Annotated in this window: 3 protein-coding genes; all 3 read left to right on the top strand. The window is 70.7% G+C overall.

The features are described 5' to 3' along the window. The first annotated feature begins 115 nt into the window (after positions 1–115). A complete protein-coding gene (rapZ, locus tag G6018_RS01650; protein WP_179525333.1) occupies positions 116–988 on the top strand; it encodes an RNase adapter RapZ in 873 nt (290 codons plus the stop codon). 4 nt (positions 989–992) lie between these two features. Next, the gene (yvcK, locus tag G6018_RS01645) at positions 993–1,994 is read left to right on the top strand and encodes a uridine diphosphate-N-acetylglucosamine-binding protein YvcK (protein ID WP_182610570.1); all 1,002 of its coding nucleotides are present in this window, start codon (positions 993–995) and stop codon (positions 1,992–1,994) included. Between the two features lie 22 nt (positions 1,995–2,016). Next, positions 2,017–2,407 (top strand): DNA-binding protein WhiA (gene whiA, locus G6018_RS01640; protein ID WP_182638546.1); only part of this gene is annotated, 391 nt, incomplete at its 3' end.

Genomic DNA, 2,407 nt, shown 5'->3' with positions numbered 1-2,407 from the left:
CGCGACGGCGGACGCGGCGGCCGCCGACACACCGGGTCCGGACGGGTCCGGCGCCGGCGTGGGAGACTCGGACCGTGCGGTCGGCGATGGCGGAACGAGCGACTCGAGGTGAACCATGGACATGAACGATGAGAGCCGCGAGCTCCTGCTCATCTGCGGGATGTCCGGTGCGGGCAAGGGCACGGCGTCGAAGGTGCTCGAGGAGTTCGGCTGGTACGTCGTGGACAACCTCCCGCTGAAGTTCATCGGAGAACTGGTGGATCGGCTCGGCGAGACGGAGGAGGAACCCCGGAGGTTCGCGATCGTGGCGGACGTCCGCAGCCTGGGGTTCGACGAGCACATCGGCGAACTGCTGGGGCGCTTCGACGGACGCCCGCAGGCGAGGATCCTGTTCCTGGACGCCTCCGACGAAGCCCTGGTCAAACGCTTCAACAACGTCAGGCGGTCCCACCCCCTTCAGTCGGGTGACGGCCTGATCGACGGTATCCAGCGGGAACGCAAGGTGCTGGAGGGGATCCGCGGCCGCGCCGACGTCGTGGTCGACACCACCGCGCTGAGCGTCCACGACCTGCGGCACCGGCTCGAGAAGCCGTTCGGTGACCTGGGGTTCGACTTCCACCTCACCGTCGAGTCCTTCGGCTTCAAGTACGGGGTACCGGTGGATGTGGACATGCTGCTCGACATGCGGTTCCTGCCCAACCCGCACTGGATCCCGGAGCTGCAGGCGCACACCGGCCGCGAGAAGCCCGTCCAGGACTACGTGCTGGCGGACGAGTCCATCGAGGAGTATCTCCGCGCCGCGGTGACGATGATCGGTCTCGCGATGACCGGGTACCGGCGGGAGGGCAAGCGGTACATGACCATCGCGGTCGGGTGCACCGGCGGTAAACACCGGAGCGTGGCGATCTCCGAGTCACTGGCCGGGCGGCTCGCCGGCCTCGACTCCGTCGACGTCCACGTCCGGCACCGTGACCTCGGACGAGAGTGATCGCATGACCGACCAGGCCACGGTCGACGGATCCGACCGGATGGGATCACTCGTCGCGCTCGGCGGAGGACACGGGTTGTCGGCGACCCTGCGCGCCGGACGGATGGTGGCCGACCACGTGACCGCGGTGGTGACCGTCGCCGACGACGGCGGTTCCTCCGGGCGTCTCCGGCGCGAACTCGACATCCTGCCCCCCGGAGACCTCCGGATGGCACTGTGCGCACTCGCCGCCGACGACGACGAGCACGAGCAGCTGACCAGCCTGTTCCAGCACCGCTACGGCGGAACCGGTGCTCTGGCGGGCCACGCCGTGGGAAACCTCGTCTACGCGGGGTTCTGGGAACTCCTCGGCGATCCCGTCAAGGCGCTCGACGCCGTCGGGTCGATGCTCGGGGTGACCGGGCGCGTGCTCCCCATGTCTCCGGTCGCCCTCGACATCGCCGCGGAGGTCGTCGGCCTGGAAGCCGACCCCCGGGTCGTGCGCACGATCATCGGCCAGGTCGCGGTGGCGACCACCCCCGGCAGCGTGCGGCGGGTACGCCTCATCCCCGCCGACCCGCCCGTGGCGGAGGGCGTCGTCGAGGCCATCGAGGCCGCGGACATGGTCGTCCTGGGGCCGGGATCGTGGTTCACGAGCGTCATCCCGAACGTGCTGGTGCCCGAGATCGCGTCCGCCCTGGCCCGCACGGCCGCGACCCGGGCGCTCGTCCTCAACCTGGCGCCGCAGCACGGGGAGACCGCCGGGTTCTCCGCCGAACAGCACCTCCACGTCCTGCGCCAACATGCGCCCGAGGTCGACGTCGACGTCGTCCTGGTGGACCCGCGGATGCCGCTCAGCGGGACCGAGCGCGAGCACCTCGACCGCGCCGCGGCGGGCCTCGGCGCGCGGGTCATGGTGGCGGACATCGCCAGGACGGCACCGGATGGGACGATGAGACCCGTACACGACCCCGCACTGCTCGCCCGGGCGCTCGCCGCCACGGTGACGGCGGGGGCCGATGAATGACCGGAGAACGAAGGAGCAGGGCGTGTCACTGACCGCACAGGTCAAGTCCGAACTGGTGAGGGTCCCGGTGGGCAACTCCGAGACCAGGAAGGCGGAGATCGCCTCGCTCCTGCGGTTCGCGGGCACCCTCCAGGTCCTCTCGGGACGCCTGGTGATCGAGGCGGAGGTCGATTCGGGTGAGATCGCCGATCGCCTGTCCGGGGAACTCGACTCGCTGTTCTCGGTCCCCTGCGAGATCCACCCGATCGGGGGATCCGGGGGGAAGCCGGCCCGGAAGTTCGTTCTGCGGGTGATCGACCGGGGTGCGGACCTGACCCGCCAACTCGGCCTGGTCGACAGCGCCGGTCGCACGGTCCGCGGGTTGCCCGCCGCGGTGGTCGGCGGGTCCGTCGCGGCCGCGGAGGCGTCGTGGC

Source organism: Dietzia sp. DQ11-44, from assembly GCF_014145205.1.
Classification (GTDB): Bacteria; Actinomycetota; Actinomycetes; order Mycobacteriales; family Mycobacteriaceae; genus Dietzia; species Dietzia natronolimnaea.
Note: the sequence above shows the minus strand (reverse complement) of the source record. Positions and strands in the feature narration are given on the sequence as shown.

Bases quoted from the DNA above. Each gene is read 5' to 3' on its own strand.
- yvcK (WP_182610570.1), top strand. From the start codon at position 993: ATGACCGACCAGGCCACGGTCGACGGATCCGACCGGATGGGATCACTC.
- rapZ (WP_179525333.1), top strand. From the start codon at position 116: ATGGACATGAACGATGAGAGCCGCGAGCTCCTGCTCATCTGCGGGATG.